At 70.6% G+C, this 24,433-nt stretch carries 26 protein-coding genes; 10 read left to right on the top strand and 16 right to left on the bottom strand.

Going from position 1 to position 24,433, the window contains the following annotated elements; genetic code table 11:
• Nucleotides 1-84 precede the first annotated feature (84 nt).
• From ACQUST_RS03095 to ACQUST_RS03060, 8 genes are all read right to left on the bottom strand, one after another.
• Nucleotides 85-1,098: a hypothetical protein gene (locus ACQUST_RS03095; RefSeq protein ID WP_435124796.1), complete on the bottom strand. Its 1,014-nt coding sequence runs from the start codon at nt 1,096-1,098 to the stop codon at nt 85-87.
• A 269-nt stretch (nt 1,099-1,367) separates the two neighbouring features.
• The gene (locus tag ACQUST_RS03090; protein ID WP_435124793.1) at nt 1,368-2,579 is read right to left on the bottom strand and encodes an ABC transporter substrate-binding protein; all 1,212 of its coding nucleotides are present in this window, start codon (nt 2,577-2,579) and stop codon (nt 1,368-1,370) included.
• Nucleotides 2,580-2,868: 289 nt separating this feature from the next.
• Nucleotides 2,869-5,034, bottom strand: coding sequence for a prolyl oligopeptidase family serine peptidase (locus ACQUST_RS03085; protein WP_435124791.1), 2,166 nt, complete (start codon nt 5,032-5,034; stop codon nt 2,869-2,871).
• Nucleotides 5,035-5,255: 221 nt separating this feature from the next.
• The gene (locus ACQUST_RS03080; protein WP_435124790.1) at nt 5,256-6,164 is read right to left on the bottom strand and encodes a DUF4349 domain-containing protein; all 909 of its coding nucleotides are present in this window, start codon (nt 6,162-6,164) and stop codon (nt 5,256-5,258) included.
• A 237-nt stretch (nt 6,165-6,401) separates the two neighbouring features.
• A complete protein-coding gene (locus ACQUST_RS03075) occupies nt 6,402-7,037 on the bottom strand; it encodes a bifunctional 4-hydroxy-2-oxoglutarate aldolase/2-dehydro-3-deoxy-phosphogluconate aldolase (RefSeq protein ID WP_435124788.1) in 636 nt (211 codons plus the stop codon).
• A gap of 248 nt (nt 7,038-7,285) precedes the next feature.
• Nucleotides 7,286-8,071 (bottom strand): ABC transporter permease, encoded by a 786-nt coding sequence (locus ACQUST_RS03070; protein ID WP_435124786.1) that lies wholly within the window; start codon nt 8,069-8,071, stop codon nt 7,286-7,288.
• Nucleotides 8,068-9,060, bottom strand: coding sequence for an ABC transporter ATP-binding protein (locus ACQUST_RS03065; RefSeq protein WP_435124783.1), 993 nt, complete (start codon nt 9,058-9,060; stop codon nt 8,068-8,070). The genes ACQUST_RS03070 and ACQUST_RS03065 overlap by 4 nt, the downstream gene beginning before the upstream one ends.
• Before the next feature lie 187 nt (nt 9,061-9,247).
• Complete coding sequence (locus ACQUST_RS03060; RefSeq protein ID WP_435124780.1) at nt 9,248-9,565, bottom strand: hypothetical protein; 318 nt, start codon at nt 9,563-9,565, stop codon at nt 9,248-9,250.
• 123 nt (nt 9,566-9,688) lie between these two features.
• On the opposite strand from ACQUST_RS03060, the gene ACQUST_RS03055 reads away from it, so the two are divergent.
• Nucleotides 9,689-10,345 (top strand): class I SAM-dependent methyltransferase, encoded by a 657-nt coding sequence (locus tag ACQUST_RS03055; protein ID WP_435124778.1) that lies wholly within the window; start codon nt 9,689-9,691, stop codon nt 10,343-10,345.
• 433 nt (nt 10,346-10,778) lie between these two features.
• On the opposite strand, the gene sod is transcribed toward ACQUST_RS03055, so the two are convergent.
• The 3 genes from sod to ACQUST_RS03040 form a co-directional block, all read right to left on the bottom strand.
• Nucleotides 10,779-11,381, bottom strand: coding sequence for a superoxide dismutase (sod, locus tag ACQUST_RS03050; RefSeq protein WP_435124777.1), 603 nt, complete (start codon nt 11,379-11,381; stop codon nt 10,779-10,781).
• Nucleotides 11,382-11,604: 223 nt separating this feature from the next.
• Nucleotides 11,605-12,294 (bottom strand): DUF7546 family protein, encoded by a 690-nt coding sequence (locus ACQUST_RS03045; protein WP_435124775.1) that lies wholly within the window; start codon nt 12,292-12,294, stop codon nt 11,605-11,607.
• Nucleotides 12,295-12,300: 6 nt separating this feature from the next.
• Complete coding sequence (locus tag ACQUST_RS03040) at nt 12,301-13,731, bottom strand: heme o synthase (protein ID WP_435124772.1); 1,431 nt, start codon at nt 13,729-13,731, stop codon at nt 12,301-12,303.
• Nucleotides 13,732-13,851: 120 nt separating this feature from the next.
• Here ACQUST_RS03040 and coxB point away from each other — a divergent pair, with 120 nt between their 5' ends.
• Both coxB and ACQUST_RS03030 read left to right on the top strand, forming a co-directional pair.
• Complete coding sequence (gene coxB, locus ACQUST_RS03035; protein WP_435124770.1) at nt 13,852-14,664, top strand: cytochrome c oxidase subunit II; 813 nt, start codon at nt 13,852-13,854, stop codon at nt 14,662-14,664.
• Between the two features lie 140 nt (nt 14,665-14,804).
• Nucleotides 14,805-14,951 carry a hypothetical protein gene (locus ACQUST_RS03030; protein WP_435124767.1) on the top strand — a complete coding sequence of 49 codons (147 nt, stop codon included), beginning with the start codon at nt 14,805-14,807 and terminating at the stop codon, nt 14,949-14,951.
• A gap of 200 nt (nt 14,952-15,151) precedes the next feature.
• Here the strand turns inward: ACQUST_RS03030 and ACQUST_RS03025 are convergent, their stop codons facing one another.
• Nucleotides 15,152-15,430 (bottom strand): amphi-Trp domain-containing protein, encoded by a 279-nt coding sequence (locus ACQUST_RS03025; RefSeq protein ID WP_435124765.1) that lies wholly within the window; start codon nt 15,428-15,430, stop codon nt 15,152-15,154.
• Nucleotides 15,431-15,630: 200 nt separating this feature from the next.
• On the opposite strand from ACQUST_RS03025, the gene ACQUST_RS03020 reads away from it, so the two are divergent.
• On the top strand, nt 15,631-15,909 hold the full coding sequence (locus ACQUST_RS03020) for a PadR family transcriptional regulator (RefSeq protein WP_435126093.1): 279 nt from the start codon (nt 15,631-15,633) through the stop codon (nt 15,907-15,909).
• Nucleotides 15,910-16,031: 122 nt separating this feature from the next.
• Here ACQUST_RS03020 and ACQUST_RS03015 read toward each other — a convergent pair whose 3' ends face one another.
• Complete coding sequence (locus tag ACQUST_RS03015) at nt 16,032-17,183, bottom strand: AI-2E family transporter (protein WP_435124762.1); 1,152 nt, start codon at nt 17,181-17,183, stop codon at nt 16,032-16,034.
• 208 nt (nt 17,184-17,391) lie between these two features.
• Between ACQUST_RS03015 and ACQUST_RS03010 the strand changes: the two genes are divergently transcribed.
• Nucleotides 17,392-18,675, top strand: coding sequence for an MgtC/SapB family protein (locus ACQUST_RS03010; RefSeq protein ID WP_435124760.1), 1,284 nt, complete (start codon nt 17,392-17,394; stop codon nt 18,673-18,675).
• A 71-nt stretch (nt 18,676-18,746) separates the two neighbouring features.
• Nucleotides 18,747-20,102, top strand: a complete 1,356-nt coding sequence (locus ACQUST_RS03005; RefSeq protein WP_435124757.1) for an aminotransferase class III-fold pyridoxal phosphate-dependent enzyme — start codon at nt 18,747-18,749, stop codon at nt 20,100-20,102.
• Nucleotides 20,103-20,183: 81 nt separating this feature from the next.
• On the opposite strand, the gene ACQUST_RS03000 is transcribed toward ACQUST_RS03005, so the two are convergent.
• The gene (locus ACQUST_RS03000; protein WP_435124755.1) at nt 20,184-20,504 is read right to left on the bottom strand and encodes a hypothetical protein; all 321 of its coding nucleotides are present in this window, start codon (nt 20,502-20,504) and stop codon (nt 20,184-20,186) included.
• A gap of 53 nt (nt 20,505-20,557) precedes the next feature.
• Nucleotides 20,558-20,710 carry a hypothetical protein gene (locus tag ACQUST_RS02995; RefSeq protein ID WP_435124752.1) on the bottom strand — a complete coding sequence of 51 codons (153 nt, stop codon included), beginning with the start codon at nt 20,708-20,710 and terminating at the stop codon, nt 20,558-20,560.
• A 142-nt stretch (nt 20,711-20,852) separates the two neighbouring features.
• On the opposite strand from ACQUST_RS02995, the gene ACQUST_RS02990 reads away from it, so the two are divergent.
• The 3 genes from ACQUST_RS02990 to ACQUST_RS02980 all read left to right on the top strand — a co-directional run bounded on the left by ACQUST_RS02990 (nt 20,853) and on the right by ACQUST_RS02980 (nt 22,845).
• Nucleotides 20,853-21,767: an A/G-specific adenine glycosylase gene (locus ACQUST_RS02990; RefSeq protein ID WP_435124749.1), complete on the top strand. Its 915-nt coding sequence runs from the start codon at nt 20,853-20,855 to the stop codon at nt 21,765-21,767.
• A gap of 165 nt (nt 21,768-21,932) precedes the next feature.
• Entirely contained in the window at nt 21,933-22,079 is a 147-nt protein-coding gene (locus ACQUST_RS02985; protein ID WP_435124747.1) for a DUF7563 family protein, read from the top strand.
• 205 nt (nt 22,080-22,284) lie between these two features.
• Nucleotides 22,285-22,845, top strand: a complete 561-nt coding sequence (locus ACQUST_RS02980; RefSeq protein ID WP_435124744.1) for an SHOCT domain-containing protein — start codon at nt 22,285-22,287, stop codon at nt 22,843-22,845.
• 125 nt (nt 22,846-22,970) lie between these two features.
• On the opposite strand, the gene ACQUST_RS02975 is transcribed toward ACQUST_RS02980, so the two are convergent.
• Entirely contained in the window at nt 22,971-23,936 is a 966-nt protein-coding gene (locus ACQUST_RS02975) for an NADPH:quinone reductase (protein WP_435124742.1), read from the bottom strand.
• A gap of 197 nt (nt 23,937-24,133) precedes the next feature.
• Between ACQUST_RS02975 and ACQUST_RS02970 the strand changes: the two genes are divergently transcribed.
• Nucleotides 24,134-24,427: a hypothetical protein gene (locus ACQUST_RS02970; RefSeq protein ID WP_435124739.1), complete on the top strand. Its 294-nt coding sequence runs from the start codon at nt 24,134-24,136 to the stop codon at nt 24,425-24,427.
• The last annotated feature ends 6 nt before the right edge of the window (nt 24,428-24,433 follow it).

Raw genomic sequence — 24,433 nt, 5'->3', positions numbered from 1 at the left:
AACGGTTTTGCTTGACCGTCGAAGGCCGCCGGAAGTGGCGGCGCGGCCCACTGCACGCGAGCCGTCGGGTGCCGTCGCGTACCGTCAGTTTGGCGTGCCGCACTGGGGGCACACCGGTGGGCCGGCTTCGGGGAGCGCCAGCCCGCAGTTGGGGCAGGCACCATCGCCGTCGGGTGACCTGAGTTCGTCGACGGCGTCGGCGGTCGTCCCCCGGATTCCCTCGACAGTTCCGATTTCGTCGGGCGTCGTCTCCCGGTTCTCCCGGGCGGCCGAGGCGGTCAGAGCGAAGCGTGCCCGCGACCTGACGAACGGCTCGTCGTCGTCTTCCAGCGCCGCGAGCGCCGATTCCGGGAGCGACGCGCCTCCGGCGTCCGCACGGGCCAGGACGCCGAACGCCTCGGCGGCTCGGCCCCGAACGAAGGCGTTCTCGTCGCCGAGCCGCCCGCTGAGCTCCGCTCGCACGTCGTCGAGCGCGGCCGGATACTCACAGCCGACGACAGTCGCGGCCGTACACAGGTGGTATCGGACGAGTTCGTTCCCGTCGGCGACGTGTTCGAGGAGAGCCGAGACCTGATGACGGAGTCGGCGCGGACTGCCGAGCGCCACGTATTCGAGGGCTTTCGCCAGCTTCGCTTTCACCTCGGGTTCGTCGAACGAGAGCCCGACGCGCAGGTCAGCGACCATCTCCGGCGACGCGACCGCGTCGGGGTGTTCGAGCGCGACGTACCCCAGCGCCTCCGCCGCCCGGGCGCGGACGTAGTAGAATTCGTTCTCGTCGGCGAGCCGCTCGGCGAGCGCCGAAACGGCGGGGACGACCGCGTCCGGCTCGCCGTCCGCGACGGCGACGAACAGCTTCGCGGTGGTGAGACGGACGGGCCGCTCGTCGTCGGTGAGATACGGCGTGAGCGCACCGCAGAGCCGGGAGAAGGCGGTCGGGCGGTCGTCGACGAGGCGCCGAAGTTCGCGGAGCGCCTCCTTCCGGTCCGCTGGGCCTTCCGCTTCGAGTCGGGCGAGATACGCCCGCGCGCCCTCGTTTGCGCCCTCCTCGACCAGCTCCAGGAGGTGCTCCGCCGGCGAGTCGGGGTCAGAGTCCTCCATTTGGTGGTTCTCCTCCTCGGAGCGTATCGCCGTGGAACGCGGATAAGTGGCGGTGGTCGGCGCGCCGGCCGCGCCGAGTCCGTCGCCGGCCGCAAGACAGTTCCCGACGCGCCGATGATTGACGCCAAATTCCCGCCCGCTCGGTGGCTCCGAAACGTTCGACAAGTTCGGATTCTCGGGGCAGCGACGGCCCGTATCGGGACCCGAACGATTCGACCCGGAGGTGACTCCCGCTCCGCCCGACGACCGGCTTCCGGGTGTTCCCTCCTCTAGATGTCCCCATTTCGGATGTCTGCGATCCGCTGGCGGTCGAAGAGCCGTTCGTCCCGACCGAACTCCTCGGAGAACAGCTGTTTCGCGGCTCGCTCCGTCTTCGAGAGGTTGATGATCGGCCCCTGATACATCCCGCCAGCAGGATAGACCTCGCCGTTCTGCACCGCCGTCAGTTCACGAGCCGTGTCGTGGTTCCGAAGGAACTCCAGGTACTGGCCTCGGAACTCCGTCCGACTCCAGTGTTTGTCGGTGTAAAACATCAGCACTTCCGGGTCGACCTCCAGCAGCGCCTCGTAGTCGATGGTGCCCCGGTTCGAGGTGAAACTCCGAATGTCCGTTCCGTCCAGCGCGTCCGCAACCCCAAGGTCGTGCCAGTGTTTGTACGCGGTCGTCTCGCCGAGCCGGTACGGATAGAACTGTTCGGGCTCGGTGGACCCCGGGGAGAGGAGCGCGATTGCGGGCCGCTCGCTCTCCGGGGGGAGCCGCTGTTGAATCCGCTCGAGGAACTGGCTGTGTAGTTCGACGAGCGCGCGATACCGGTCCATTCGTCGGAAGACGCGAGCGACCTTCTCGGTGGCCTCGTACAGGCTGAAATACGGATAGTTCTCGTGCCAGGGGTACGTCGAGAAGCTCGTGTTCCCGCAGAACGGACCGACCCGGTCGCTCATCTCTTCGACGTCCGCGCGCTCCCACTTCGGGATGAGATTGACCATGTAGTTCGGGTCGATGAAGTGGACGCCAGCGTCGATTTCCAAGAAGAGTTCCTTCGCGATTCCGTCCTGCCAGAGGGAGACCATGTCGTCTTTGCTCGCGGAGAGACCCGGGACGTCCGCGTAGTGCCAGGTTCGGTACTCGCTGGTGAGCACCACCGCACTCGGTTTGTCGAGCCCGAGGGCGACGCCCATGTCGGCCCAACTGGCGTTTTCTGCGACCCACGTTTCGGGGACGGACTGAAAGGTTACTTCGCCAGCGGGCTCGATTGTCACGGAGTACGGCGTGTCTGCTGCGGTCGTTTCCCCGGCCTCACCGGTCGTCGTAGTCGCGGACTCGGCGCCGGTCGCCGTTCCCGGCGTCGACCCCGCCGGTGCTGTCCCGGAGCCAGACTGTCCCAGACAGCCGGCGAGACCTCCGCCTGCGACGAGCGCAGCGCCGTATTTCAGGTACTCGCGTCGGGCGACTCCCTCGTTCGAGTCGTCAGGTTCGGACACGAGGATTAGGCTAGCCTAAACAGATGTAAAAACCACCGATTTAGGCACGCCAAAACGGAGAGGGGCGAGAAACGAGCAGTGGTGGCTGCGCGCTTCGCCCTCGTAGCCTGAAAAATCGGGTCGAAGCGTCCGAGTAGCTCAGCGCGAAGTCAGAACTGGTGCCGCTTCGAACAGCCGCTGTACCAATCGTCTTTGATATCGCGACATACGGTTTACTACGTCTGAGTAGACCCGGCGCTCCGACGGACGAAGGACGGCCTCATTCGGCGGAAAACGGCGGTTCGGCGCGCTACTCCCCGGACTCCCGGCCGTGCGGGTCCGTCGCGTCCGGATTGTCGACGGCAGGGTCGTGGCGGTCGTACCACGCGAACAGTTCGTCGAGGCGGTGAATCGCGCGGTCCGGCGTCCCGATGTTGTGGTGTTCTCCCTCGTACAGGACGAGTCGGGCGTCGACGCCCTGCTTTTTCGCGGCGACGTACAGCTGCTCTGACTGGCCGGGCGGGCAGCGCCAGTCTTCGGTGCCGGCGGTGACCAACAGCGGCGTCTCGATGGCGCCGGCGTCCGTGATGGCCGACGAGGCGTCGATGGCGTCGGGGTTCTCCCACGGCAGGCCGTACTCGTTCTCCATCCAGATGTGCGAGTCGTCGGTGCCGTACGCCGACCGGAGGTCGTAGATGCCGTGTTCGGGGGCGGCGGCGGTGAACAGGTCCGGTTCCTGCGTGACGAGGAACCCCTGGGCGATGCCGCCGTAGCTGAAGCCGTAGCCGAACACGCGGTCGTCGTCGACCCAGCCGCGGTCGGTCAGCGACTCGACGCCGTTCGTGATGTCTGTGACCTCGTGGGTGCCCCACTTGCCGCGGAGCGCCTCCGCGAAGTCGCGGCCGTAGCTGGAGCCGCCGCGGTAGTTCGGCCGCAGGACGACGTAGCCGCGGGACGTGAGCGCCGCGTGGTCGAAGCTGAACACCGGCTCGTCGTAGCTGAGCGGGCCGCCGTGGATGGCGACGACGAGCGGGTGGTCGCCGGCGTCGAGGTCGACGTCGGGGTCGTGGTAGACGACGCCGGAGATGTCGTGGCCGTCGCTCTCCCACTCGACGCGCCGCACCGCCGGCATCGAGTACTGGTCGATGAGGTCGTCGTTGACGGCGGAGAGCCGGGTCAGCGACGACGGCTCGTCGCCCGCATCGCTCGCGGCGGCCGCGTCGCCTGTACCGGTCGCGTCGCCGTCCGCGACGTCGACGTGGTCGGCGTCGACGGCGTACACGTCGCGGCCGTCCGACGGGTGGCTGAACACGAACGCGCAGCGGTCGTCGTGGTAGTCGAAGGCGGCCATCGCGCGGTCGTCGCCCTGCGCCTCGAAGACGCGGGTGACGCCGCCGTCGGCGTCGACGCGGCAGAGCCGGGTGCGGGCCTCGTCGGCGAACAGCGCGTACAGCGTCTCCTCGTCGGCCCACTGCGGGGCGGCGCCGCGGGCGAGCGTCCGGTCGAACGCGGCGGTCACGGAGCCGTAGTCGCCGCCGTCGTAGACGTACACCTGCGTCGGGACGCACCAGTTCTCGGGGTCGCCGGCGGCGAACGCGAGCCGGTCGCCGGAGGGCGACCACGCCGGGCTGTTCGCGGAGCGGTCCGAGTCGGTGAGCTGCCGCAGCCCGGTGCCGTCGGGGGCGATGGTGAACACGTCGCGGACGAGCGTGTCGTCCGGGTCGTCCGCGCGGCACGACGTGAACGCGATGCGGCCCGAGTCGCCCCACGCCGGCTCCATCCCGGAGAGGTCCTGGTAGGCGCCGCCGCCGTAGGCGTCGTCGAGCCGGTCCGCGTCGCCGGTGTCGACGTCGACGACGTGGAGGTACGTCGTCACCGAGTCGGTGTAGCCGACGCCGTCGAGCTTGTGCTGGAGCCGCTCCGTTTCGACGGGCTCGCCGTCGGTTCTGCCGTCGAGGTACCGGCGTTCGGCGTCGGTCGGGTCGCGCGCCGCGACCACGAGCCGGTCGCCGTCGGGGCTCCAGTCGAACTCCGCGGCGCCCTCCTCGAAGTCGGTGACCTGGCGGGCGTCGCCGCCGAGCGCGAGGTCGAACAGCCACACCTGCGGCGTCGGCTCCTCGTCGCCCGCGGCGCCGTCGCTCGATTCGTCGGCTTCGTCGGTTTCGTCGGCGGATTCGCCGTTCTCGTCGGCGTCGTCGCGGCCGACGCGGCGGTCCACGTCCTTCTCGCGGGCGGCGATGAAGGCGAGTCGGTCGCCGTCGGGACCCCAGGTCGGGGCGGAGGCGCCGTCGACGCGGGTGAGTCGGTGCGGGTCGCGGGCGCCGTCGGTCGGGGCGACGAACAGCGACGCGACGCGGTCGTCCTCGTCGGCGTCGAACTCGTGGGCCGTGAAGGCGACGCGGTCGCCGGCGGGGTCGACGGCGACCGACTGAATCTGCGTGAGGTCGGCGAACGCCTCGGTCGGAAGTGCTGTCACGGCCCTGCGTGCCGCTGCCGCCGGGAAGTAGCTTCTCCATCCGGCCGTCCCGGCCGGCTCTCAGCGGCCGGACGACGCCGAACACGGAGAAACTGGCCGGCGAATCGTCAGCGCCGCGCCGGCGACGTCGCGGCGTCCGGTGCGGCTGCCGACCGAACGGCGGGCGACGGCAAGCCGGTGCCACTACGGCAGGTCGATACGGTTACTGCAGGTCGATGCGGCTACGGGAGGTCGATGCCGCGCCGGTACAGCAGGACGGCGGCGAGCGTCGGAACGGCGAGGACGGCGAGGTACGGCAGCGCGTACGCGGCGAGCACGACGGCGGCGCGGCCGGCGACGACGACGCCGTGGACGGATTCGACGAACGCCTGCGTCACCGGCGTGTCGTACCAGTTCGTCGTGTCGCGCGGCTCGGGCTCCGGCCGCGGCTCGCGGAGTTCGACCGTGATAGTGGCGTACGCGACGCGGTTCTGGAGGCTTTCCAGCCGTGCCTCGATGCGCTCGATTTCGGTCTGCACCTCGGACAGTTCACGCTGGACCGCGAGGACGTCCTCGGTGTCGTTCGCCTGCTCGTACAGTTCGCGGAGCTTCTTCCGCTCCGCCTTCAGGCTCTTCAGTCGGGCGCGGAGGTCGACGACCTGCCCCGTGACGTCTTTCGTCTGCTGGGCGGACGACAGCACCGTGCCTTCGGCCTCGATTCGGGCGAGCGCGCCGGAGTAGTTCCCGGCGGGGACGCGCAGCGTCAGCGTCCCGGTCGTCCAGGTGTCGTTGCCGGAGCCGTGGACCTCCTGGGTCGCGCTGCCGACGTAGCCGCCGTTCCGCCGGACGAGCCGCGTGAGGTTCCGCCGCGACTCCTCGAACTCGTCGACGCGGACCGTCAGCTGCGCGGTCCTGATGAGCTTCCGCGTGTCCACCTGCGCGTTCACGCCGCCCGAGCCGCCCCCGGAGTCGCCGGCCGCGGGCGTCGGCGTCGCCTCCGCCACCTCGGTCGCAGCCGGGGTGCCTCCGGCGAGCTGTGTGCCCGCGTCGCCGGCCGACCCGCCGGCTGACCCGCCGCCCGCCGAACAGCCCGCGAGCGCCACGAGGACGACGAGCGCGACCGCAGCCAGCCCGTGTTCGTGCGTCTCCATACCACACCCTCAGCCGGCCGCCCCTGTAACCGTTCGCGAAGGTCAAAGGGCCGTTTGAGCCTCGGGCGCCGCCGAAACGACGTCGACGCCGAGTCGCTCCGTCTCGCCGCGCAGTCTGCCGGTTCGTCTCAAAAGTAGGTGCCAGCCAGATTCCCGGCGCAGTGCAGGCAGAGCGAGGCCCGGTTCGTCGAAACACGAACCCGCGTCGGCCGTCGGGAGGGGTCGTCGCGCGGGCGGTCAGTTCCGGGCGTCTTCGATGACGGCGCGGAACTCCTCGGCGCGCGCGGTGAGTTCGTCGAAGTCGCCGCGGTCGACGGCGTCGCGGTCGACGAGCGCGGAGCCGGCGCCGACGCACTCGGCGCCCGCCTCGATGTAGTCGCCGGCGTTCTCCGGGGAGACGCCGCCGGTCGGCATGATGGGAATCTGCGACAGCGGGCCCTTGATGGCGGCGACGTGGTCGGGGCCGACGGTCTTCGCCGGGAACACCTTCACCAGTTCGGCGCCGGCCTCGAAGGCGTCGACGGCCTCCGTCGGCGTCATGACGCCCGGGGCGACCGTGACGCCGTAGCGGTTGCAGGCGTCGACGACGCCCTCGTCGAACGACGGCGCGACGACGAACTCGGCGCCGGCGGCGATGGCCGACTGCGCCGTCGGCTCGTCGAGCACGGTTCCGGCGCCGACGAGCGCCTCGTCGCCGAGTTCCTCGCTCAGCGTCCGAATCATCTCGGTCGACCCGGCGGTGTCGGCGGTCACTTCCAGCGCGGTGACGCCGCCGGCGACGAGCGCCTCCGCGGTGTCGACGACCGTCTCCGGTTCCGCGCCGCGAAGCACCGCCACGACGCCGCTCTCCCGTAGTTCCTCCAGCGTACTCATGGCCGAGTGAAGATTCTCGGCTCGCTTAAAGCCGGGTGGTCGCGGCCGCACGCACAGCGTACCGCTTCCGTCAGCGCTCCGACTCCTTCCGCCTCCATCAGCGCTCCGACTCCTTCCGCCTCCATCAGCGCTCCGACTCCTTCCGCCGGTACCCGCCCCGGTTATTCTCCGAATCGTCTCTCAGTCGTGCAGTTCCACGCTGATTCTGGTTTTCGAGAAACCACTGTACAGTACGCCGAATCGGAGCGTCAGTCGGTCCGGGGGATGGCGTACGCGCCGGCGGCGAAGAACAGCGCGGCGAGCGCGGCGAGCGGGACGCCGTAGTCGGCGACGATGCCGAGCGCCGACGGGTCGGCGGCGGCGACGCCGGCTGGGTAGACGACGGCGCGGACGCCGCGGGCGAAGTAGGTGAGCGGCGAGAGGTTCATCGCCGGCAGGAACCACGACGGCAGCAGTTCGGGGCCGACGAAGGTGTCCGAGAGGAACAGCAGCGGGAGCGCGATGGTGTTCGAGGCGGCGATGACGCCGTCCTGTGAGTCCGCGAGGCTGCCGAGGACGGCGCCGAAGCCGCAGAACAGCACGACGGCGACGACGACGAACGGGACGAGCAGCAGCAGCGTCGGCGTCAGCGGCAGCGTCGCGCCGGTGAGCAGCAGCGTCAGCGCGAGGATGAGCGCGGCGGCGACGCCGATGACGCCGACGTTGACGGCGGTGTGCGCCAGCAGCCAGTCCGCCCGGGTGAGCGGCGTCGTCGCCAGCTTCTCGAACCGGTTGCCGTCGCGGTGCCGGGCGATTTCGCTGCCGACGCGGGACAGCGGCGTGAACAGCACGACGGTCCCGAGGTAGCCCGGGACGTAGTACGCCGCGGGCTGGGCGAACAGGCCGCCGCCGCCCGGCCGCGTCCGGACGAGCGCGCCGAAGATGACGACCAGGATGACCGGGAAGAAGAACGTGAAGAACATCGCCGTCTTCCGCCGGAGGAACGACCGCGCTGACGCCGTCGCCTCCGCCCGAACCCGGTCGATTCGGCTCACTCGTCCACCTCCGCGGCGCCGGCGGCCGCCTCGTGGGGCGTCTCGTCGCGGCCGCCCTCGACGACCGTCGCGCCGGGCGTGTAGGTGCCCTCGAACTCCTCGCCGGTGAGCCGGAGGTAGACGTCCTCCAGCGACGGCTCGGTCCACGTCAGCGAGTCGTAGTCGACGCCGGCGTCCGACAGCGCGTTCGCGGCGTCGCCGACGCGGGTCGGGTCGAGCCCCTCCACGACGAGTTCGTCGACGCCGACGTCGACCGTGAACCCGGCGTCGCGCAGCGGGTCAGCGCCGGATTCGACGGCCTCGCCGCCGACGACGAGCCGCGCCGGGCCGCCGTGCTCCGCGACGAGTTCGGCGGGGGTGCCGGAGGCGACGATTCCGCCGTCGCGAAGCAGCGCGACGCGGTCGGCCAGCCGCTCGACCTCGTCCATCGAGTGGCTCGTCAGGAACACCGTGGTGCCGCCGTCGGCGAGGTCGTCGAGCAGCCGCCAGAGGTCGCGGCGGCCCGCCGGGTCGATGCCGGTCGTCGGCTCGTCGAGGAACAGCACGTCCGGGTCGTTCACGAGCGCGAGGCCGACGCAGACGCGGCGGCGCTGCCCGCCCGAGAGCCGCTCGTACCACGTGTCGGCGTCCGCGGCGAGCCCGACGTCCGCGAGCACGTCGTCGACGGGGCGGCTCCGGTCGTAGAGGCCGCCGTAGTAGTCGAGGAGTTCGCGGGCGGTGAGCCGGTCCGGCGGGGAGAACTCCTGCGGCAGCAGGCCCAGCGCGGCGCGGTCCACCTCGGCCGGCGGGTCGCCGAGCACCGCGACGTCGCCGTCGACCGCGGTGGTCCCGGTGAGCGCGCGGACGAGCGTCGTCTTCCCGGCGCCGTTCGGCCCGATGAGCCCGAACACCTCGCCGCGCTCGACCGCGAGGGACACGCCGTCGAGCGCGACCGTCTCCCCGTACGTCTTCCGGACGTCTGCGGCGTGAACCGCCGCGTCGTCGCTCATGCGGAACCGTCGGGACGGTTCGACCGTAAGCGCGTCGAACCCGGGACACCGCCTCCACGTCCGAAACAAACCCGGGGACTGCGCCGGAGAACGGAGCGAAACGGAACGAGACTGGGAGCGGTAGTCGAAGCGCCGTCGAAGCGAGTCGGAGCGCGTCAGAGCCGGTCAGAGTCACTCGGCGGCGGCGTCACCGCGTGGGTGCGGCGGCGCGCATCGTCCCGCGGAACGGTCCGTAGCCGGCGGCGGTTCGCTGCGCGCGGTGCGTGGCGGCGCCGCGTCCTGGGCCGCGGTCGGCGGCGTCGCGGTCGCGGACCCACAGCAGCAGCCCGGTGAGGAACCGCGCGGCGACGACGAACAGCAGCAGCGCCCCGACCGCGTTCTCGGCGAAACCGAGCCCCCCTGCCCACTCGGAGACGGTCGGAAGCGCCGGCAGCGACAGCGGCGCCGTCACCGCCATCACGGCGCCGGCGAGCTGACGAGACACGACGTTCGGTCCGATTCCCATATGAATACTTTGTGGTGACGCCAGGGACTAAAAAGTTCGGCGTTCGGCCGATTCCGACGTCTCCGGAGCCGTTCGCGCCGATTCGGCCGAAGACACTTACCGCGCTCCCGTGATTTCCGAGCGATGACGGACGACGACCGGAGACAGCGGGCCGCGGTCCGTGACGGCTACGACGCGATGGCCGACGACTACGTCGCCGAGCGGGAGGACGACCCGACGGACGTTGCCGTCGTCGAGTCGTTCCTCGCGGGCGTCGACGCCGGCGCTCGGGTGCTGGACGTCGGCTGCGGGCAGGGGTCGCCGGTGCTCGACCGGATGCCCGCCGGCGTCGACGGCGTCGGACTGGACTTCTCGGCGGCGCAGTTGGCTCACGCCCGCGGGCGGACGGACGCGGCACTCCTCCGCGCCGACATGACGTCGCTCCCGCTCGCCAGCGACGCGTTCGACGCGGCGACGGCGCTGCACTCGGTCATCCACGTTCCGACCGCCGAACACCCGTCGGTGTTCGACGGGCTGGCGCGCGTGCTCCGGCCGGGCGGCCGACTGCTGCTGACCGCCGCCGTGGACGACGAGGGCTGGGCCGGCGCGAACGACGACTGGCTCGGCGGCGGCGCCCGGATGGAGTGGTCGTTCCCGGGGCGGACGACGACGGAGTCACAGCTCCGCGACGCGGGGTTCCGCGTCGACGCCGAGCGCGTCGTCGACGAAGGCGTCAGCGACGCCGACGAAGATGCCGAGTGGCTGTACCTCACCGCGGAGCTGGACGGGTCCCGAGAGTAGCCAGAAGCGGAGCGACGCGGAACGGAGTGGAGAATCAGCGCGGCGGCCACGCAGCACCGACGAGACAGTGACATGTCGCCGCGACGGCCACGCCGAGTCGGCCGCCTGCCCGAACTCCGAGAGCACGGCCGCCTGTCCCTCCCGTGCGCGGTCCAGCATGGCGCACGGAACGCAGTACTCGATTTCTACTGTGGTCGTGAGTCCCGATTCGTGGCTCGACCGCACCGTCTATAAACCACATGCCGCGCTATCAAATCCGGATTCGGCCGGTCGAGGCCGGAATCAGGCGGCACAGCAGCGGCCAGTCACGGCCCGGTCGCGTGGCGGAGCAGCGGCTGCCGCGGTCGCGAACGTCGCGAAAAAGCCCGGATAGCGTCGCCGTCGGCGGCGACGCGCCGGCAGAGGGGTGCCCAGGTCGCGGTCGACGCGGGAGTTACTCGAACAGTTCGACGGCGTGTTCGTAGCGGTCGGCGGGTTCTTCCCAGTCGACGACCTCGAAGAACGCGTCGATGAAGTCGCCGCGCGCCGGGCCGTAGTCGTGGTAGTACGAGTGCTCCCAGACGTCGAGCGCGAGAATCGGGTGGCCGCCCCAGATCGCGCCGTTGTCGTGGCCGTCCACCACGACGTTCCGCAGCTGGTTTGAGAAGCTGTCGTACACCAGCAGCGCCCAGCCCGACGCGTCCTTCGCGGCCGCCTCGAACTCCGCCTTCCACGCGTCGTACGACCCGAAGTCCTCCTGAATCGCCGCCGCGAGCGCACCCGAAGGCTCGTCGCCGCCCTCGGGGCTCATATTCTGCCAGAACAGGTCGTGCAGAATGTGCCCCGACGAGTTGTGCGTCACGTCCCGAATCGCACCCGCAGACGACGACACGTCCCCGGACTCACGGTTCGCCTCCAGCGTCTCCTCCGCACTATTCCAGCCGTTCACGTACCCCTGATGGTGCGTGTCGTGATGCCACGTCAGCACCTGCTCGGAAATGTGCGGCTCCAGCGCGTCGTACTCGTACGGCAACGGATCAAGTTCGTACTCGCTCATGTGCAGTTGCACCAACGGCCCTCCGCACAAAGAGCGTTTTCTGAAGCCCGATTTAGTACAGGAGTTGACAGGTGTGCGGAGCGGCTCGAAGTGCCGGCTCGGCCGCCATCTCAAACGGCGGCTGGACGCGGTCGACTACGCCGGCTGTCCAGTCAGTCCCGACCGGGATTGGCCAGCCGGCTGCGACACGAATTGTCCGGCCGGCCGCGTCCGTCGTCCGGACCTATCCGCGCGTGAAGAAGCCGGCACCGGGGCGCCACCAGAGGAGCGCGACGGTGACGAGGAAGACGAGCGTGGACGGCCCGTAGCCGAAGCCGGTGGTGGCCGCGACGAGCGCGCCGCCCCCGCCGAGCAGCGTCGCGGCGGCGCCGGCGACGAGCGGGAGCGTACAGGAGACGCAGGAGAACAGGCCGAGCACGCCGGCGACACCGGCGCCCGCGGCGTCGGCGACGGCGCCGTACAGCAGCAGTGCAAGCGCGGCGTAGCCGAGCACTTTCGCCGGCATCAGAATCGCGTCGACGCCGAACCCGGTGACGAGCAGCGCCGGCCCCCAGCCGGGCGGGAGGAGCGCGACCGAGAGGCTCGGCGTCGCGTTCGCGGACGCGGCGCCGACGACGCCGCCGACGGCCGCCAGGACCGCGAAGTACGCGACGGCGACGGCGGCGGCGCGGCGGCGCGTCGACCGGGCCGCGTCGGGGGCGTCGAACCCGGCGAACACGACGAGGGCGGTGTTCACCCAGACCAGCCCGTACAGCGTGAACGCCGGCGAGGTCATCGCGGCGTTCGTGAACGTGAAGTAGGCGACGACCGCGGCGAGTTCGACGTTGACGACGAGCGTGCCGAGCAGGACGGCGCGCCGGGAGAGCGAGACGTCGCGGCCCGCGAGCGAGACGGAGACGACGGCGTCGGTCATGGCGGGTCAGACGACGAGGGCGTCGACGACGACCGCGAGCAGGACGGCGCCGAGGTAGGCGTTCGACGCGTGGAACGCCCGGAACGCGGCGCGTTCGGTCTGTTCGTAGTGGAGCCGGACGACAGTCCAGAGGAAGACGGCGCCGACTGCGGCGCCGGTGAGCGCGTACAGCCAGTCGAGTTTCCCGATGCCGACCATCGCGGCGCCGACGGCGAGCGTCGCGCCGAAGTACCAGACGATGTGTCGCCGGGTCGCGGTCTCGCCGCGCACCACCGGCATCATCGGGAAGCCGCCGCGCTCGTAGTCGTCCTTGTAGGCGAGCGCGAGGTTGTAGAAGTGCGCGGGCGTCCACAGGAAGATGAGCGCCGCGAGCGCGAGGCCGCCGACGCCGACGCTGCCGGTGACGGCCGCCCAGCCGATGAGCGCCGGGAGCGCGCCGGCGGCGCCGCCGATGACGGTGTTCTGGACCGTGTTCGGCTTCAGGACGACCGTGTAGACGACGGAGTAGAACGCGATAGCGACGAGGCCGAGGACGGCCGCCAGCAGATTCACGGTGGCGAACAGACCGACCGACACCGCGGTGAGCAGCAGGCCGAACGCGACCGCGCTGCGCACCGAGACGAGGTCAACCGCGAGCGGCCGGTCGCTGGTGCGCTGCATCTTCCGGTCGACGTCGCGTTCGAGGACGTGGTTGAACGTCCCGGAGGCGCCGATGCTGAGCGCGCCGCCGGTGAGCGTCGCGGCGACGACGCCCGGGGAGAGCGCGTCGCCGCCGGCGAGCGCCATCGCGGCGGAGGCGACGAGACAGAGCAGCCACATCAGCCGCGGCTTCATCAGCCGGAAGTACGCGGCTGCGGTGAGGCGGCCGCGGCGGAGCGGCGCGTCGGCCCACGACGGGACGTCCGGCGCGCCCGCGTCCGCGGCGTCAAGGTCGTCGGCCTGCTCCGGGTGGCCCGTCGCCGGCGCGTCGTCGGCGCCGGTTTCGGCTTCGAGTTCCCACGCGAGCGCAGCGAGCAGCCCGGCGAACAGGGCGAGGCCGCCGAGCAGGTGAATCGCGGAGACCGTGACGGCGACGCCGGCGACGGTGAGGAGCGTCCCCGCGCCGCCGGTGGCGACGTAGGCGCCGAGCAGCGACTGCGCCGGGTACAGCGCGGTGGAGGCGGCGAGCGCGGCGGCGACGCGGCGGGGCGGCCGGACCCGAATCGCGGTGACCGCGGTGGCGACGACGAGCAGGCCGACCGCGGCGGCGACGACGCGGTGCCCGACGGCGACCCATCCGGCGCTGGTCGACGGGGCGGTGAGGCCGTCGCCGCAGGCGGGCCACGCGGCGCAGGCGGACGCGGCGTCGGTGACCGCCGTCGTCGCGCCGACGACGAGCAGGAGGTACACGCCCATCGCCGTCGCGGCGAGCAGGGCGGACAGCCGGGACCGGTTCATTGCTTGAGACTACGTGCGGCGACATATCAACCCCGCGTTTCCGTCGTGAAACACGGCGACGGCCGTTCGAACCAGGCGACAACAGCAGCTATTTACGTCCCCTATTCCAAGCCGCCGGTAATGAAGGGCAAGCGTCTCGGGACCCTCTTCGCGGCGCTGGTCGGCTCGCTGCTGTTCGCCGGTACGGCGGCCGCGCAGCCGTCCTCGACCGCGGGACTCATCAACGAACTCAACGTGGAACTGCTGTGGGTCGCGGTTCCCGTCACGATTTTCGTGGAGGCCGTCCTCATCTACACCGTCCTGAAGTTCAAGGACGCGGACGAGGCCAAGCCGACGAAGGAGAACCGCCGGCTCGAAGTGACGTGGACCATCGCCACGGCCGTCATTCTTCTGTTCGTCGGCGCCGCCTCCTACGGCGTCCTCGCGGACCCGGCCGTGACCCACACGAAGGACATGGAGATCGCGCCGGACGAGAACGACGTGCACGTCGAAGCCGTCGCCTACCAGTGGAACTGGCGGATGAACTACCCGGAGCACAACATCACCGAACTCACCGCTGAAGAAGTCAACGTGAAGCGGGCGCAGGGACTCGAAGGCCCGACCATCGTGGTGCCGAAGGGGCAGCAGGTGTACTTCACGACGACCTCCGAGGACGTCATCCACTCGATGCACGTCCCGAAACTCGGGCTGAAACAGGACTCCATCCCCGGGCAGCGGAACACCATCATGACGACGCCGCTGAAGACCGGCGTCTACCAAGGCTACTGCGCCGAGTACTGCGGCGTCGGCCACTCCCGGATGTACTTCAACGTCGTCGTGGTGACGCAGGACACGTACGACACGTTCATCGAGAACCAGACGCAGCCGGCGTCCGGCGGCAACAGCACGTCCACGTCCTCCGACCTCGCCGCGCCGTCCGGCCTCACCGCGTAACGCCGCCCGCTGTTCTCTTCGACGCCAGTTCCGAACGTCGGCTCCGCGACCGCTTCAGCGGCGCCGCCGAGGCGACCTTCCGGGACGACCCGCCGACTCGGCTGACCGGATTGAAGTCCGCGTCCGCACAACGTGGCGCTATGCGAGACGAAGAGGAGATCCGCGAGCAGTACGAGTTCGTCCAGGAGCAGTTGGCGTCCGAGGAGATGCGCCACGAGGGCGTCAGGCAGATGTTTACGTACTACAAGCGGGCGCTCGGCTGGGTGCTCGAAGAGGAGCACATGTAGCCGCGTCGCGATACCCCGATATCTTTATCCGTGTACCGTCGATACGGAGAGGTGACGCTTCGCTTTGGAGGGCCGAAGCGTCAGCGGGGACCAGAAGGGCGACTGCGCCGCGGATTCGCGGCGCACTCCCTTTCACTTTCACTTTCACTTTCACTTTCACTTTCACTTTCACTTTCGCTGGTTCGACGCCGTTGGTGACGCTACTCGATACGGACCGGTGAGTCGTCGGTGTCGGCGTCGCCTTCGTGCCACTCCAGTTCGAATTCGACGCTGAGTTCGTCGGCGCCGCCGGCGCCGGTTTCCCGTTCCGCTTTCACTTCGAAGTCGACGGTTCCGGGGACGTCGAGGGTCAGCGAGTCGTCGCCGGCCGCGAGTGTCACGGTGCCGTCGTCGAGGCGGTCGGCGGCGTCGCGGAGCAGCGCCGCGGTGTCGGTTCGGTCGAGTCGGTCTTCGCTCTCGAAGAGGACTTCTTCGGGCATACGCGTCACCAGGGGCGGCGACGTGATAACGTCGTTGGCGTGTCGACTCGCGGATACTCCGGCTCGCCGAATCGTTTCAGCGTGCGTAGTAGTTCGATGTGCCTCGGAGCGCCGGTTCGAACGGGGGAGCGGACGGTACGTCCGCCCAACTCCGATATACTTATTTCGAGCCGACACGAATCGGGATGCAGACAGTACAGATGTACGACCTGACAGGGTTCCAGCGAGACCTCCTGTACGTCATCGCTGGGCAAGACGAGCCGCACGGCCTCGCCATCAAGGACGAACTGGAGGACTACTACGAGAAGGAGATTCACCACGGCCGACTGTACCCGAACCTCGACACGCTCGTCGACAAGGGCCTCGTCGAGAAGGGGCAGCGCGACCGCCGCACCAACTACTACACGCTGACGCGGCGCGGCCGCCGCGAAATCGAGGCGCGCCGCGACTGGGAGTCGCAGTACGTCGACCTCGAATAGCCCGGCTCACCACCGCCTTCTCTCCCGCCCTCCGCTGCCTGCCGTCTCTGTTCCCCGCCGTCCCCGGTCCCTCCCGTCTCTGTTCCCGCCGCCTGCGTCCTCTTCCGTCCCGCTCGCCGCCCTTACTCCTCTTCGACGTCGCCGAAGCGGAACGGCCCCTCCGCGGTGAGATACGACGGGTCGACCGCGTACGGCTTGATCGGTTCGCCGGTGAGCAGCTCCGGGAGCACGATGCGCGCGAAGTGCACCGCGAGCACCAGCAGCATCGGCATCAGGAAGATGCCGTACCAGCCGAACAGCAGCGGGCCGAGCGTGTACGCGAGCATGACGGCGCCGACGTGCAGCGACCGGCCGGAGACGTACGGCCGGAGCACGAGGTCCGGGATGGTGTCGACGACGACGAACGACGCCAGCGCGAACACGGCGACGAACCACAGCGTCCCGACGTCGCCGTTCGCGGCGGCGCGAATCGCCATGAAGCCGGCGACCGGGAAGTACACGAGTTTCATGCCGACGATGGGGACGAGGCTCGCGACGCCGGCGAGCAGGCCGACCAGCGCCGCCGCCGGGATGTGGTTGCCGGCCGGCGCGGCGACGTTGAGCAGCGAGTAGACGATGACGCCGATGGTGCCGGTGAGCATCGCGTTCAGGATGTTGCCGAAGAAGATGCTGCGGTAGTCCCGGTCGACGGCGCGGCCGTACGCCTGGATGACGCCGTGCTGGTCGGCGAACCGCGTGAAGAACCGGGAGAGCCGGCCGCCGTCGCGGAGGAGGTAGAACGCGAGCGCGAGCATCACGAACAGGTGGATGGCGCCGGTGCCGAAGAACGCCACCGCGTCGAGCACGTTCGAGACGGACCCGGCGAGCCGACTGATGGTGTCGACGGTGAGATACTGCCCCCAGTCGAGCGCGAGAATCGCCTCGGGGTCCGACAGCGTGTCGAGCAGCTCCTGGTCGATGCCGGGGATGCGCGTCGGGTCGAACACGCCGCGGTTCGTGAGGTCGTACAGCTGGTTCGCGACGATGAGGAGGGCGTAGCCGACGAGCAGCATCGCGGGGAGCGCGAGCGCGAAGATGGCGACCGCGGCGGCGACGCTCGGCTGCGGAATCCGGCGGCGGATGCGGTTGAACACAGGCCGGGTGGCGTAGTAGATGAAGACGCCGAAGACGAACGTGCCGACGAACGAGTAGACGACGTAGGTGAGCGCCGCCACGAGCAGGCCGCCGACCCCCCACCAGACCGCGCGGGACCGGTCGACGTCGTTGAAGGGCATACCGTGACACCTCCGCGGAACCGACTAAAGTGTATCGTGGCCGAGAACCCGGCGGCGTCGACGAGCGGTCTCGGAGCGGCGTCGACGAGTCACGTCTGCAGCGGTGTCGGCGAGCCGCGTCTGCGGCGGCGTCACAGAGTCGCGTCGTCGCCGGCGGCGAGTCGCCACGGCCCAATTTTAAATACGGTGGTCGAGTCAGACACAGCCCATGGCCACGGTGGAGACGTTCCTCGCGGCGCCGCTGTCAGAGCCGGTCGTCAGGCTCGTGTTAGCGGCGGCGCTCGGGCTGTTCTTGGGGCTCGAACGGGAGTGGTCCCAGAAGTCCGCCGGCATCCGGACGTTCTCGCTGACGAGCCTCGTCGCCGCCGTGTTCACGCTGCTCGCCGAGCAGTCGACCGTCGGCGAGTCGCTGCTCGTCGTCGGCGGCGTGCTCGTCATCGTGCAGGGCGTGCTGCTCGCCGCCCGCGGCCTCCGGATGGGCTCGGAGTACGAGTCGCTGTCGCTGACGACCTCGGTGTCGCTGCTGGCCGCGTACGGCGTCGGCGCGCTCGTCGCCGCCGGCTACATCCTGGAGGGCGTCACGGTCGCCGTCGTCTCCTCGACGCTGCTCGTGTTGAAGCGGGAGCTGCACGGCTTCGCCGGCGGGCTGCGACGCGAGGAGCTCCGGTCGATGACCGAGTTCGCCATCCTCGCGTTCGTCGTCTACCCCTTGCTGCCGGCGGGCGAGATGGCCGTGTACGGCGTCCCGTTCGAGCCGCGGGTCGCCTGGCTGATGGTGGTCACCGTCGCCGGCATCGGCATGGCGAACTACGCGCTCATCCGGACGTACGGCGGCCGCGGCATCGCAGTCACCGGGTTCTTCGGCGGGCTGGCGTCGTCGACGGCGGTCGTCGGGTCGATGCTCGACTACGTCACCGAACGCGAGGACGCCGTCTCGTACGCCGTCGCCGCGGTGCTGTTGGCGGACGCCGCGATGGCGCTGCGGAACCTCGCCATCGCCGTCGCGTTCACCGTCGGCACCGACGCGCCGGTGCTGGCGGGCGCGCTCGTCCCGCTCGGCGTCGTCGTCCTCGGCAGCGTCGCGGTCGCCGCCGTCACCGCGGACTGGCGCGAACACGTCGACGTCGACCTGGAGTCGCCGTTCTCGCTGCGGAACGCGCTCGCGTTCGGCTCCGTGTTCCTGTTCATCCTCGCGGGCAGCACCGTCGCGCAGTCGGAGTTCGGCACCGCCGGCCTGTACGTCACCGCCGCCGTCTCCGGGCTGGTGTCGTCGTCGGGGGCGACGACGTCGGCGGTGCTGCTGTACCGCGGCGGCGCCATCGACTCACACACCGCGGTCGTCGCCGTGCTGCTGGCGACCGCCTCGAGCGTCGTCGTGAAGGCCGGACTCGCCGCCGCGGGGCCGCGGACGTTCGCGCGCCGCGTCGCCGCCTGGAGCGCCGCGCTCCTCGTCGCCGCCGGCGTCGCCACCGTCGTCACCGGGCTGCCGTAACCGGGTCTGCGTGCGGTCCGCGCCGGCAACATTTACCACGGATTTATCCGGGGGCCACGCCTGCGGTCGGTATGGACCGCGACACTGCCGAACCTCGGGTGACCGAGATGCCCGGCGAGCGCGCCCGCGAGTGGGCCGACTACCACCGCGACGTCGCCGCGACCAGCACCTACGTCTACGACTTCGTCTGGGACATCACCGCCGACGCCGAAGGACCGTTCTGCACCGACGTCGACGGCAACGTCCTCCTCGACTTCACGAGCCACGTCGCCGCCGCGCCGCTCGGGTACAACAACCCGAAAATCGTGGACAAGATGGCGGAGTTCGACCTGACCGACCCGACGAAGATCGCGGGGCAGGACTTCTACGTCTCCGACGGCGCCGACCCCGGCGAGTCGACGCTGCCCGGGCCGACCGACCTGATGCACCGGCTCACCGACCGCACCGGCCACTACGGCCTCGACACCGTGTTCCTGTCGAACTCCGGCGCCGAAGCCGTCGAGAACGCCATCAAGATCTGCTACGACAACAGCGGCGGCGGGAAGTACGGCGTCACGTTCGACGGCGCGTTCCACGGCCGGACGCTCGGCGCGCTCTCGCTGAACCGCTCGAAGTCCGTCTACCGCCGCGACTACCCGGAGATTTCCGGGGTCAGCGACGTCCCGTTCTGCGACTCGCGGACCTGCGGCGACGACGCCGGCGACTGCACCTGCGGCTTCTTCGTCGACGGCGGCGACAGCTCCGCGCTCCGCGAGAAACTCCACCCGGAGCGCGGCAACGTCGACCCCGACGACGTGTCGTACATCATCGTGGAGCCGATTCAGGGAGAGGGCGGCTACCGGTTCCCGTCGGACGCCTTCATGGAGGAGCTCGCCGCCGTCAGCGACGAGTACGACGTGCCGCTCGTCGCCGACGAGATCCAGTCCGGGATGGGCCGCACCGGCGAGATGTGGGGGTCGGACCACTACGCCATCGAGCCGGACGTCATCACGGCCGCGAAGGGCGCCCGCGTCGGCGCCACCATCGGCCGCGACGACCTGTTCCCCGACGAGCGCGCGCGGCTCTCGTCGACGTGGGGCGCCGGCGACGTCGTCTCGGCGATGCAGGGCGCGTTCACCCTCGACGCCATCGACGAGTACGACCTGCTCGACAACGCCGTCGCCCGCGGCCGGCAGTTCATCGAGACGGTGCGCGACGCCGACGCCGCCGGCGTCGACGACGTCCGCGGGAAGGGGCTGATGCTCGCCGTCGAGTTCGACACGAAACAGCGCCGCGACGCCGTCCAGGAGGCGGCGCTGAAACGCGGCCTGCTCACCCTCGGCTGCGGCCGGTCCGTAATCCGCATCCTCCCGCCGCTTGACGTCCGCGAACGCGAAATCGACATCGGCGCGTCGATGCTGCTCGACAGCATCGCCGACGCCGCCTGAACGCGACGCTCGTTCGCTCCGGCCGCACCGACATCCCGCCTCGCGTCTCCGACCGCGTCGCCGCCGCGGACCGCTGCGCCGTTACTGCTGGTAGCGCCGCTCGTCGCTGCGCTGCGGGTACTGGTCGGCGCCGGTCATCTCGTCGTACGTCATGCCGGCGAGGTACTCGTCGTAGGTGACGTCGAACGCCTCCCGGAGGTGGAAGTCGAGGTCGCCGGTGTCGACGGTGCTGCGGAACAGCTGGTGGATGCCGCGGCGGAACAGTTCGTCGCGGTCGCCGCCGAACGCGGCGACGAGCAGCGCGAGTTCGTTTTTCGTCTCGCGGTCGAGTTCCACGTCGACCTCGTCGTCCATGTCGCCGTACGCCTCCGCAACCGCTTCGTCGAGCGCGTCGAGTCCCATACCGGGCCGAGCGGCGGACGCCGGATACCGGTTACGCTCCAGAATCCGTCCCGTCAGCCGTCGATGGTGAGCGCCGCCGCGACGGCCGCGGAGCCGGCGAGTCCCGCGAGCACGCCCGCTGCGCCGAACGCGACTCCGGCGGCGAGCGTGAGCGGAGCGCCGAGCGCACCGACGCCGGCACCGAACGAGACGGGAGAGTCAGACACGTCCGAGAGGGAGGCGCCGCCACTGGTAAGTCTTGTGCGCGCGGCCGACGCCGACCCCGGCGCCAACCCCGACGCCGACGCCGCTTCGACCGCTCCGCCCCCGGACCGAGAGCCATAAACGCCGGGCGGCGTACCTCCGCGTATGACCGACCGCCTCCCCGACGGCGCGGAGCGCGACCGGGTTCGCGAGGCGCTGGTGTCGTGGTACGAGGCGGACCACCGCTCGTTCCCGTGGCGCCGCACCGACGACCCGTACGCGGTGCTGGTGTCCGAGGTGATGAGCCAGCAGACCCAGTTGAGCCGGGTCGAGCAGGCGTACGAGGCGTTCCTCGACCGGTGGCCGACGGCGGCGGACCTCGCGTCGGCCGACCGCGGCGACGTCGTGTCGTTCTGGTCGGCGCACTCGCTCGGCTACAACAACCGCGCGAAGTACCTCCACGAGGCGGCCGACCAGGTCGTCTCGGAGTACGGCGGCGAGTTCCCGGAGTCGCCCGACGAACTGCAGGAACTGATGGGCGTCGGCCCGTACACCGCCAACGCCGTCGCGTCGTTCGCGTTCAACAACGGCGACGCCGTCGTCGACACGAACGTCAAGCGGGTGCTCCACCGCGCGTTCGACGTCCCTGACGACGACGACGCCTTCGAGCGCGCGGCCCGGGTGCTCATGCCGGACGGCGAGTCCCGCGTCTGGAACAACGCCGTCATGGAGCTGGGCGGCGTCGCCTGCGGGAAGACGCCGAGCTGCGACGAGGCGGGCTGCCCGTGGCGCGAGTGGTGTCACGCCTACGAGACCGGGGATTTCACGGCGCCGGACGTCCCGGAGCAGCCGAGTTTCGAGGGGAGCCGCCGGCAGATGCGGGGCCGCGTGATTTCGACGCTGAAGGAGTACGACGAGCTCCCGCTGGACGAGCTCGGGCCGCGCGTCCGCGTCGACTACGCGCCGGACGGCGAGTACGGCCGGGAGTGGCTGCGCGGCCTGCTCGACGACCTCGACGGCGACGGCCTCGTGGACGTCGACGACCGCGGCGACGACGCGGTCGCGAAACTCCGGCGGTGAGCCGTCGCAGCCGGGCGGCGGCCGCCCCTCGAAGTTCGTTGTGTGACGTTGAGATGTTCGGTCGCCGGGCGCGCGGTTCGGCCGTGTCAGCGCGACCCAAGTGACGGCGTCACACCGGCGCCGTGGACCGGAAACGGTTTATTCGGCGTGTTCCCCGGACGTGGTATGCCGACCTGCCAGAACTGCGAGTCGTTCGTCACCGAACGATACGTGAAGGTGTTCGAACCCGAGGGAATCACCCGTCCCCGCGCCTGCCCGCACTGTGAGGACATGGTTCGCCGCGGGAAGGACGTCCGCGCGAAGAAGAACTGACGCCGCTGCCGACGCCGACTCGACCGCGCCGCCGACTCGACCGCGCCACCGACTCGACCTGACTGCCCCATCAACTCGACAGCCACGTCACCCCGAACGCCCCGTCGACTACCGCACCGCTCTCCGCTCCCGGTTCTCTCTGCTTGGCTCGGCGAATCGACGCCCGACCGACACCTATTCGTAGCGGTCCAGACAACGCTCAGACATGTCCGGTCCCCCCTCCAGCGACCAGTCTGCGTTCGGCAGCCTCCACCGACTCGTCGAGCACTACACGCCGGACGGCACCCTCGGCCGGCTGCTGCTCGGCGTGCCCGCGCTCCTGTGCGCGCCGGTGCTGTTCCTCGGCGGCATCGCCACGATGGGCAGCGCGGTGTCGTTCGTCCTGTTCCTCATCGGGGCGCTGTCTCTCGCGGCGTCGGTGCCGGCGCTGGTGGTCGGCGTCGCGACGCTGTGGCCGGTGTACCTCTCGCTCATCGGCAACGTCGACTCGCCGGCCGACTACCCGCAGCGGTCGGCGCCGAACCGCCAGCAGCCGTCCTCGAATCCGCAGGCGCCGTCGCCCGCCGGTCGCGACGATGACGAGCAGGGGCCGGAGGCCGAGTTGAAACGCCGGTATGCCGCCGGCGACATCGACCACGATGAGTTCGAGCGCCGGCTCGACGACCTGTTCGGCGCCGGCGAGGACGGCCGGCGGAGCGGGGTCGGCGAGGGCGCCGAATCCGAGCAGGAGTCGTCCCGCGACAAGCAGCGAGAGCCGGAGCGGTAGCGGAGGTCGACGGACCGAAGCGGTAGCGACGCCGGCGGACCGAAGCCACAGCGGCGCCGTCAGACCGAAGCAGCAGGACGGCCGACGGGCCGGTGAAAAGTCGGCGTCGAGACGCGGTCAGCCGGTCAGGGTTCGATGACGAGTTTGCCGAGGAAGCTGTCGGCCATGACGTCGCGCTGGGCCTCGACGGCCTCGACGATGGGGTAGGTCCGGGCGACGTCGACGGTGAGGTCGCCGGCGGCCCACAGCGCGGCGACGTCGGCGAGCGGGTCGGCGAGCCGCGGCGTGTTGAACATCGACAGCAGCGTCACCTGCAGGTCCTTGCCGCGGGCGGCCGAAGAGCGCGCGAGCCCGATTTCGTCGTCGTTCTCGCCGATGCCGACGACGCGGCCGCCGGCGGCGGCGACGTCCGCGTCGAACTGGAGGTAGTCGTCGAGCCGGTGGTCGAGCGTCACGTCGACGCCGTCGCCGCCGGCGGCGTCGGTCACGGCGTCCGCGAGGTCGTCGCGGCCGTAGTCGAAGACGGCGTCGGCGCCGAGCGCTTCGAGCCGGTCGTGGTACTGCGGCGCCGCGGTGGTGATGACGCGGGCGCCGGTCGCGGCGGCGACCTGGACGGCGACGTGGCCGACGCCGCCGGAGCCGCCGTGAATCAGCGCGGTCTCGGCGGGCCGGAGGCCGCCGTGGTCGACGAGCGCGCGCCACGCGGTGACGGACGCGACGCCGGCGCCGCCGGCGGCCGTGAGGTCCGCGCCGTCGGGGAGGACGGCGATTCGGTCCTCGGGAACCGCGACGTACTCGGCGTAGCCGCCCGGCCGGTCGCTGGACAGCCCGGTCGCGAACACGGCGTCGCCGGCGGCGATTCGGTCGACGTCGGCGCCCACCTCGACGGCCTCGCCGGCGGCGTCGACGCCCGGAATCGCGGGGAGGCCGTACGGCGTGTACGACCCCTCCCGGAAGTACGTGTCGACGGGGTTGACGCCGGCCGCGGCGACCGCGACCAGCACCTCGTCGGAAGCCGGCTCGGGCCGGTCGACGTCGTCCACCTGCAGTACCTCGGGTCCGCCGTGCTCGTGGAAGCGTACAGCGCGCATCACCGGACGATGGGCGGCAGGCGGCATAAATCCGGCCGCGCCCCCGACGAAGACCGCTCGGCTGACTGCACGGGAACGGCTTACTGCACGCTGCCGGCGGCTCGCGCGGGGTCGGGAGCGAACGGCCGAGTCGCGCCCGGACGCCGCGGTGTGCGGGAACCGACGGAGTGAACCCGGAGGCCGCAGAACGGCCGCCCATGACCCTCCGCCGCGTTGGCTTGACGACGTTCGCGGCCGGTTTGCTCGTCGCGACGGTGCTGTTCGTGCTCGGCCCGGTCGTCGCCGCGACGCAGGCGTACTGTCCGGGGCCGGAGCCGCTGAGCGCGTACGCGCTCCAAGGCGTCCAGCTGTGGCCGCCGCGGGTGACGTACACCAACGGCTGCAACGACTTCGTCGTGAGCGGCCTGCTACTCGTCGCGTCGGCGGCGTCGCTGCTCGGACTCGCGGTCGCCGCCGGGTCGCAGGCGGCGGCGTCGCTCCGGGCCGACTGAGCCGGG

It is taken from the genome of Halobaculum sp. D14, assembly GCF_051195135.1.
Lineage (GTDB): Archaea > Halobacteriota > Halobacteria > Halobacteriales > Haloferacaceae > JBNTKA01.
Note: the sequence above shows the minus strand (reverse complement) of the source record. Positions and strands in the feature narration are given on the sequence as shown.